Origin of the sequence: Halorubrum sp. Hd13 (genome assembly GCF_002252755.1) — an archaeon.
Taxonomy (GTDB): Archaea; Halobacteriota; Halobacteria; order Halobacteriales; family Haloferacaceae; genus Halorubrum.
Map to the genome: position 1 here is coordinate 68226 of NZ_NHOY01000106.1, position 8605 is coordinate 76830.

The following is an 8605-nucleotide window of genomic DNA, read 5'->3' on the forward strand; positions in this document are numbered from 1 at the left end:
GCCCGGATTTGTAGCAGACGCAATATGAGCAAATACAGCGTTCAGATTGTGCGCAGAGTCGCCGAGAAAGAAGGTGTCCACCCGACCGAGTTGGATGATACGCTGGGTGACGTAATCGATCCTGATGCGCTAGATCAGTTGATGATGTCTTTGGAAAGGAACCAGCGAGATTCGGTCGGTGCTCTCAGGTTCGAATTCTGTGGATACACGGTGCGTGTGTCTGCAGCAGGTGACATCGATATCCAGTGAAATGCGAAGCAGACCCGCCTTTACCGACGTCTCACGCGGGAGATAGTAGCAGAGCACACGGGTCCGGAGGAGACACTCGAGCGTGTCCAAGTGCCTCCAGAGCGAGAGCGCGTGCGACAGCCCGAACGCGCCGCAAACGTGAGTTGACGCGTCCCCGACCGCAGAACCATCCGTGTCTCGCGAGGCGTTCCTGACGGAAGCGATAGCGGACCGAATCCGGTCCGCAGGTGATCCGTACTGATCGAAACGAGCCGGACTGTTTCTCCGAGTGAGTGATTTAACACGCGCCGCACTGCCGGGTTCAGTTCCTCAGTTCGCCGCCGCGCTCGCGCTGACGGCGTCGATCGCGTCGAGGAAGAGCCCCGTACCGAGCGCGATCTCGCGTTCGGTCGCGTCGAGCGGGGGAAGGAGTCGGATCGTCTTCGTCCCGCAGCCGAGCGTCAGGAGCCCGCGGTCGAGCGAGGCCTCGACGACCGCCGAGCGCCGCTCCGCCGTGTCGAACTCCACCGCCAGCATCAACCCCTTGCCGCGGACGTCGACGACGGTGTCTGGCGCGTCGTCGCGGAGGAGCTCCCTCGCCTGCCGCCCCCTCCGGGTCGCGTTGTCGAGCAGGTCGTGTTCCTCGATCGCCTCCAGCGTGAACGCCCCCATCATCGAGCCGAGGAGGTCGCCGCCGCCGAACGTCGAGCCGAGGCGGTTCTTCTCCGACGGGAACACCTCCGACCGGGAGATCGTCGCGCCGACGCGCAGCGCCTTCGCGGCCGCGATCACGTCCGGCTCGATGGCGTAGTGGTCCGCCGCCCAGATCTCCCCCGTGCGGCCCATCCCCGACTGGATCTCGTCGACGACGAGCGGGATGTCGTACTCGTCGGTGACGGCCGCGACCTCGTTCATGAACGCCTCGCTGGGGAAGCGGTAGCCGCCGACGCCCTGGATCGGTTCGAGCGTCAGGAAGGCGATCTCCGCGGGGTCGACGTGCCCGCCCTCGGGCGCGAGCATGTTCCGGAGCCGCGAGCCGCCGCCGGCAAAGAAGCCGCAGTCGCAGGTCGCGGCGTCGCAACCGCGGTCAGCGCAGAACGGCACCGTCTCGATGCCGCTGATCTCCGGGTAGTGCCGGGTGTACACGTCCTTCGACTTCGTCAGCGAGAGCGTTCCGAGGGTGCGGCCGTGGAAGCTCCCGTCGAAGGCGACGCCGTACTTCGCCGGCGACCGGTGGTCGTGCGTGATCTTCATCGCGTTTTCCATCGCCTCGGCGCCGGAGTTCGAGAGGAAGACGGTGTCCATCCCGTACTGGCTGGAGACGTCGGTCAGCCGGTCCATGAGGTGGCTCGACCCCGGGAAGTCGGCCTCCTCCGGGCTCGGTCCGGAGCCGAAGTACATGTCCTGGCCGGCGATCTTCATCGGCTCGACGAGGTCGAACTCGCGGAGCTTCGAGAGCACCTTCTCGTTGTTGTAGCCGAGCGGGGCCGCGCCGATGTGACAGGTGAAGTCTAAGAGGACGTTGCCGTCGACGTCGGTGACGAAGGGTCCGTCGGCCTCGCGGGTCACGTCCCAGACGAACTCGTGGGAGTACTCGCTGGGCGCGGAGTGCGACTGGTGGAACTCGACCCAACGCTTCGCGTTCGGGCCGGGGAGCGCGTCCGCGGCGGGTTCAGCCGTATCCCTATCCATACACAGATTATGTATACGCCGTACATTAAAACTTGGTATAAACGAGGGTAAAACGGAACGCGAGCCGTCAGTCGTCGTCGGATCCGGCGGACTCGAACGAGGCCGACCGGGAGTCGCTCTCCTTGGACCCCCCGTACAGCACGGTCTCGTCCTGCAGTAACACCCGACCGTAGTTCGAACTGAACTCTCTGATGAGCGAGAGCATCGCGAGGAAGCAGACGAAGGCGAACGGCGCGCCGGTGATGATGACCGCGTCCTGCAGCGCCCCCGCTCCGCCCGCGCCGCCGATGATCATGAGGATGGCCGCGGTCATCCCGAGCACGACGCCCCAGAAGACCCGGTTGATCGTCGAGGGCCGCGCCTTCCCGCCGGTCGTCATCATCGAGACGGCGAGCGTCGAGGAGTCGGCCGAGGTGATGAAGAACGTCGTCACGAGGATCATGAACGCGATCATGAACACCGTTCCGAAGGGGAAGGCGCTGAAGAGGATGAAGCCCGAGATCTCCGGGGTGAAGTTGTTGATCACGGGAGCGAAGTCGGCAACGCCGGTGTGGTGGTACTGCAGCGCGGTGCCGCCGACGAACGTGAACCACGGGATGGTCGCCGCCGATGTCGCCATGATACCGGTGAACGCGACCTCGCGGACGGTCCGACCCTTGGAGATGCGGGCGATGAACAGGCCCGCGAACGGGGACCAGGAGAGCGCCCAGGCCCAGTAGAACACCGTCCACGCGTTGACCCATCCGGTGCCGCCCTCGGTCCCGACGCCGGCGAAGAGGCTCATCGAGGTGAAGTCGGCGATCATGCCGCCCACCGCCTGCGACCCCAGCGTGAGCAGGAACAGGGTCGGGCCGAGGATGAACGTCGCGAGCATGAGCGCGACGAAGAGGATCATGTTGAAGTTCGACAGCCGCCGGATACCCCTGTCGACTCCGAGCACCATCGAGATCGTGAACAACAGCGTCATCGTGGTCACCACGAGGAGGATACCGACGTTCCCCAAGTCGATCCCCCACTGGTAGTTGAGGCCGGCGATGAACTGGCTTCCGATGAACCCGAGCGACGTCGCCACGCCGCCGATCGTCGCGAAGACCGCGAGGATGTCGATGACCTTCGCGGCCGGGCCGTCGAGGTTGTCAGCGCCGAGGACGGGCGTCAGCGCCGACGAGACGCGCAGCGGCACGTTCTCGTAATTGTACGCGAAGTAGGCGATCGCGAGCCCCATGATCGTGAAGACCGCCAGCTGGGGCAGTGCCCAGTGGAACAGCGTCTGCTGGATCGCGATCGGAACCGCTTCCGCCGTCCCGCCTTCGATGCCGAACAGCGGCGACGGGCTGTCGTAGTAGAACAGCGCCTCGGTCGGTCCCCAGAACACGACGCCGGCCGCGAACCCTGCCGAGTACAGCATCGCGAAGAACGAAAGGAAGCTGTACTCCGGATCCGTGTCTCCCATCTTGATCTTCCCCCAGGGGCCCACGATCAGGAACAGCAGGAAGACGACGATCAGGAACACGATCACCAGCAGCGCCCAGTTGAGATAGGCGAGAACCTGCGACTGGACGGTCGCGATTCCGCTGGAGACGAACTCTTGATCGATGAAGAACGCCGCGATCACGCCGACCGTCAACAGCGCGCCGAACGCGAAGACGACGGGGTCGATCTCGTCGAGGAACTCCTCGACCATCCCCCGGTCCGCACCGCTCATACGGGGCCACCCCGACGACCGTGACCACTAGTTGGCCCGCGATCCCTCCGCCGGTCGAGTACCATGCCACGTGCTGGCATGGGATGTCGATCGAAGGTATACACAATAAGTGTTTCTCAATGTCCGAAAGTATAACCGTATTATGTAATCCGTATATGTGTTCAACGTATTCTGAAATGAGCGGTTGACTCACCGCTATTGGCATATCTATCTGAAATAATTGAACGTTTGAATAGAAAAAGCGCATCTACCCGAAACACCGGCTGGAATCACGTCGGAATCTGGACGGGGGCATCCCGATCTCCGACGGCCCGGCACGCGGGCGATCCCGGGGCGGGCAGCGAGGTGTCATCGATATCCGTTACCGGCGGAAATCAGTCGGTACGCGGCAGCGGATCATCGGTCGGGTAGCGTGCCGAGGTGGAGAAGGCGGCGGGAGCGAGCGAGTCGCCGACCCGTTCAGTTCGTCAGCTCTTCGAGCGTGCGCTCGTGAGAGGTCGCGCTCTCCGTCAGCTTCTCGGCGAACTCGTCGACGCGATCTTTGATCTCCTCGCCGGCCTCCTCCGGCGAGAACGACTCCGACATGGTCAGCAGGCGGACGAACGCGCGAAGCTCCTCGTCGGTGAGCTCCGCGAACTCGTCGTTCTCGAGCTTTTCGACCACCTCGTCGACGTCGATCTGGCCGACCGGCTCGACGTTGAACTCCACGTTGACCATGCGGTAGTTCGACCCGGCGAGCCGCTGTTCCGCCTTCCCGACGCCCTCGGAGAGCATGTCCTTGAACGGGGTGTGGTATCCCATCGTGCCGAGATGGAGGAACGCGAGCATGTCGGTGATCCCCTGCGTGTACGCCTCGCGGTCCTCGCCGTCAGGGTCGAACACCGTCTTTCGGTCCCGCTCTTCCAGACACTCGAAGAGGATGCTGAAATCGAGGATCGCGTTCCGGACGCGGCGGCGGATTCGGTTCCGCTTCTGTTTCCGCGAGTGGTCCGTGTAGTCCGTCTTCCGTCCGAGCAGAAAGTCACGGTCGGAGGGCGTGAGGATACCGCGAGGCCGGTCCGACTCGGCCGCCGCCTCCAGCGACTCCGGCACGTCGTTCTGGCTCATGGCGTAAATACCGAGGGCCAGCGGATTAACGGTACTGGTCGTGCCAACGGGTCCCGCCCGTCGACCGATCCGACGCCTCCCGCCGGCGCCCCGTTACGGGCGCCGCCGGGAGAGCTCGACGAACGCTTCCGTTAGCAAGTCGACGCCGATCGCGAGGCTCGCCTCGTCGACGTCGAACGTCGGCGTGTGGTGGCTCGTCGGGTGGTCCGTGCCGATGAGCAAGTACGAGGCGAGCCCGTCCGCCTCTTGGACCTGCCGCATCAGGTACGTGGCGTCCTCGCTCACACCGAACTCCTCGGACGGGATCACGCGCTCGACGCCGTCGACGTCCCACGCGACGTTGCCGACGACCTCCCGGAGCGCCGGGTGGCTGTCGACGCACGGCGACTCGCTGATCACGCGCGGGGCGACGTCGCAGTCGTGGAGCTCGGCAGCGGCGTAGAGGATCCGCTCGAGCTCGGTGCGCGCGTACGTCATCAGCGCGGTCGTCTCGCCGCGGACCTCCGCCTCGATGGTCACTTCCTCGGCGATGACGTTGCTCGCGGAGCCGCCCTCGATCTTGCCGACGTTCACCCGCGTCGCCCCGTCGCGATGGCGCGGGATCCCGTACGCGTTCTGGATCGCGGTCGCGGCGGCCTGCATGGCGTTCGCCCCCTCGTTCGGCGCCTTTCCCGCGTGGGCGCTCGCCCCCTCGAAGGTGGCCGTCAGGTGCGCCATCGCCAAGGGGCTCTCCACGCCGGCGACGATCTCGCCGGTCGGGTGGCCGAGCCCGACGTGGAGCGCGAACAGGTAGTCGACATCGTCGAGGTGGCCGCTCTCGGCCATCGCCTTCCCGCCGCCGGAGATCTCCTCCGCCGGCTGGAAGAACATCTTGAGGGTCCCCTCGAACGCGCTCTCTCTGATCGCCTCGATCGTGCCGAGCGCGATCGCGAGGTGCGCGTCGTGACCGCAGGCGTGCATGTAGCCGTCGTGTTCGGACCGGAACCCCTCCGCCGTCGGCCGGTGGTCGGGGTCCTCGGACTCGTGGATCGAGATCGCGTCGAGGTCGACGCGCAGGCCGATACACGGCCCCTCGCCCTGCGAGAGCGTCGCGACGACGCCCGTGTGGCCGCCCGCGGTGCGCTCGAGGAGGTCGTCGCTGACCCCGGCCCGACGGGCGCGGTCGAGCCACGGGCGTATCTCGTCGTCGTCGGGGACGGCCATCCGCGCGTCGGTCGCGAGGGCGTCGCGGCCGACGGCGACCTCGTCGACGCCGATCCGTTCGAGCTCCTCGACGACGCGCGCCGTCGTCCGGAACTCGCGCCACCCCGGCTCCGGGTGGCGGTGGAGCGCCCGCCGGAGGTCGCTCAGTCTCGCTCGCGCGTCGTGGGACATCTGTTCGGAGCGAAAGCGGTCAGGCTACTTAAGAATAGTCGATACCTCATCTCTCCGGTCGCCGTCGACGACGTCCGCCGCGAGGGTCGGTCCGCGTCGCCCGCGGCCGACATCGCCCGCGGTTTCGGCCGAGCCGTCGGTCGTCCGCGTCGGCGAGCCGGCGTCGACCGGGCTACAGTTCGACCTCGGTACCGTCGCCCGCCTCGACCGCCCGCCGGTAGACCGCCTCGCCCGCCGCGGCGTCCAGCGTCGCGGACCCGACGCTCACGACCGCCAACACCCCGTCGGGCGACTCCCTGACGTACCCGTCCGCGAGGGGGACGCCGAGTTCGACCAGGTCGTCGGCGTCGAGGTCGCTCGCGAGGAGGTCGCCGGTCTCGGCGGACTCTTCGGGCACGTCCGCGAACACCCGCTCGGCGCGGTCGAGCACGCGGGGATCGAGCTCCTGTGTCTCCGCCGTGAACGCGCCGACCGCGACGACGAGGGTCCCCTCGTTGAGCGCGTCGGGCGGGAAGACGGGCTCGGTCGCGGTCGTCGCGGTCACGACCACGTCAGCGCCCGCGACCGCCTCGCCGGGCGTGTCGACCGCGCGCGCCGGGACCCCCTCGTCGCGCAGGTCCGCCGCACACGCCTCTCGCGAGTCGCTCGGCGAGTGGACCCGCACGTCCGACAGCGCCGCGATCGTCGCGATGGCCCGCGTCTGCCAGCGCGCCTGTGCGCCGGCCCCCACGACGCCGAGAGTGAGCCCCTCGCCGTCCGGCTCCGGAGCCAACGCCCGGACCGAGACCGCCCCGATACAGCCGGTTCGGGCGTTCGTGATCGCCGTCCCCGCGATGAACGCCTTCGGGAGACCCGTTCGGGCCTCCGTGAGCACGATCTGCGCGTTGATCGTCGGGAGCCCGCGCTCCGCGTTCCCCTCGTGAACGCCGACGAGCTTCGTCGCGTAGTGGTCCGCGCCGTGGACGTACGCCGGCATCGCGATGCCGGTTCCGAGGGGGTCATCGCCGTCGAGGCCCGCGCCGACCGAGAAATGCGGCCGATGCGGCCGTTCGACCTCGCCGGCGGCCTGCTTGACTAACGCGTCGTCCACCACGTCGACGAGCGACGCCAGGTCGAGGCGGCGGTCGACCGCCTCCGCGGAGAGTGCGAGCACCATGCCCGGGTCGTCGCACCACGGCGACTTAGCCCGTTCGTCGGGGGATCCGTTCGGGCCGGCTCGCTCTCCGAGCGACGGCGAGGTCGCGAGGGGAGCCGACCGGCGTCGGAGGTTTATGATCTCCGGGGCCGATCGAGAGGTATGGACACACTGGTCGTCGGCGGGGGCGTCGTCGGGCTCTCGGCCGCGTACGCCTTGGCCGACCGCGGCGCGAACGTGACCCTCGTCGAGAAGGGGTCGCTCGGGAACGCCAGCACCGCCCGCTCGGCCGGCGGGATCCGGTCGCAGTTCTCTTCGCGCGTGAACGTCGAGCTCTCACTCGCCAGCAAGGAGGTGTGGGACGCCTTCGAGGAGCGGTTCGGCGTCGACATCGGGCTGCGGAAGACCGGCTACCTGCTCCTGGCTCGGACGGAGGCGGTCGCGGAGGGGTTCCGCGCGAACGTCGACATGCAGTGCTCGCTCGGCGCGGAGAGCGAACTGCTCACGCCGGCGGCGGCGACCGAACGCTGTCCGGGCCTCGACCCGGAGCCGTTCGTCGCGGCCGCGTACAACCCCGACGACGGGTTCGCCGACCCGAACCTCGCCGTCCAGGGATACGCCGCGGCCGCCCGCGAACTGGGCGTCGACGTCCGGACGAAGACGGCCGTCACGGGCCTCCACCGCGAGGGCGACCGCGTCGTCGGCGCGGACGTCCGCGCGGCCGGCGCGACGGACACCGAGCGCCGCGAGGTCGACCGCGTCGTCAACGCCGCGGGCGCGTGGGCCGCGACGGTCGGCGCGATGGCCGGCGTCGACCTCCCGATATCGCCCCGGCGCCGACAGATCGCCGTGGTCGACCCCGCGCCGCCGGTCCCCGAGTCGGTCCCGCTGACGATCGACCTCGAGACGGGCTCGTACTTCCGCCCCGAGCGGGACGGGGCGGCGCTCGTCGGGGGCCACTTCGACGAGGCGGACCCCGCGCGAGACCCCGACGCCTACGACGAGGGGATGGACGTCGAGTGGGCGGCGCGCGCGGTCGAGCACGCCGCCGACTACGCCGAGTACTTCGGCCCCGACACGCGGATCAAGCGCGGCTGGGCCGGGCTGTACGCGGTCACGCCCGATCACCACCCGATCGTCGAGGAGACGCTCCCCGGCCTCGTGACCGTCGCCGGGTTCTCCGGCCACGGCTTCCAACACGCGCCCGCCGCGGGCCGGATCGCCGCCGACCTCGCCGTCGACGGGGAGACGGCCCTCCTCGACGCCTCGCCGCTGTCGCTGGACCGGTTCGAGCGCGGAGAGACGCTCAGCGAGCGACACGTCGCCTGAACGGCCGCGGGGCGGCAGTGAGAGCGGGAGGGGGC

The 8605-nt window shown here is 68.2% G+C and carries 7 protein-coding genes; 2 read left to right on the forward strand and 5 right to left on the reverse strand.

Features of this window, described 5'->3' with window-relative positions; all coding sequences use genetic code 11:
* The first annotated feature begins 24 nt into the window (after window positions 1-24).
* Window positions 25-249: a HalOD1 output domain-containing protein gene (locus DJ81_RS14620; RefSeq protein WP_094558335.1), complete on the forward strand. Its 225-nt coding sequence runs from the start codon at window positions 25-27 to the stop codon at window positions 247-249.
* A gap of 309 nt (window positions 250-558) precedes the next feature.
* Here the strand turns inward: DJ81_RS14620 and DJ81_RS14625 are convergent, their stop codons facing one another.
* The 5 genes from DJ81_RS14625 to DJ81_RS14645 form a co-directional block, all read right to left on the reverse strand.
* Window positions 559-1920 (reverse strand): aminotransferase class III-fold pyridoxal phosphate-dependent enzyme, encoded by a 1362-nt coding sequence (locus DJ81_RS14625; RefSeq protein WP_094590309.1) that lies wholly within the window; start codon window positions 1918-1920, stop codon window positions 559-561.
* 67 nt (window positions 1921-1987) lie between these two features.
* The gene (locus tag DJ81_RS14630; RefSeq protein WP_094590311.1) at window positions 1988-3625 is read right to left on the reverse strand and encodes a BCCT family transporter; all 1638 of its coding nucleotides are present in this window, start codon (window positions 3623-3625) and stop codon (window positions 1988-1990) included.
* A gap of 459 nt (window positions 3626-4084) precedes the next feature.
* Entirely contained in the window at window positions 4085-4732 is a 648-nt protein-coding gene (locus DJ81_RS14635) for a hypothetical protein (protein ID WP_094524942.1), read from the reverse strand.
* Window positions 4733-4825: 93 nt separating this feature from the next.
* Window positions 4826-6106 carry an amidohydrolase gene (locus tag DJ81_RS14640; protein ID WP_094590313.1) on the reverse strand — a complete coding sequence of 427 codons (1281 nt, stop codon included), beginning with the start codon at window positions 6104-6106 and terminating at the stop codon, window positions 4826-4828.
* Window positions 6107-6278: 172 nt separating this feature from the next.
* Window positions 6279-7262 (reverse strand): ornithine cyclodeaminase family protein, encoded by a 984-nt coding sequence (locus DJ81_RS14645; RefSeq protein WP_094590315.1) that lies wholly within the window; start codon window positions 7260-7262, stop codon window positions 6279-6281.
* A gap of 141 nt (window positions 7263-7403) precedes the next feature.
* Between DJ81_RS14645 and DJ81_RS14650 the strand changes: the two genes are divergently transcribed.
* A complete protein-coding gene (locus DJ81_RS14650; protein WP_094590317.1) occupies window positions 7404-8570 on the forward strand; it encodes an FAD-binding oxidoreductase in 1167 nt (388 codons plus the stop codon).
* Window positions 8571-8605: the final 35 nt, after the last annotated feature.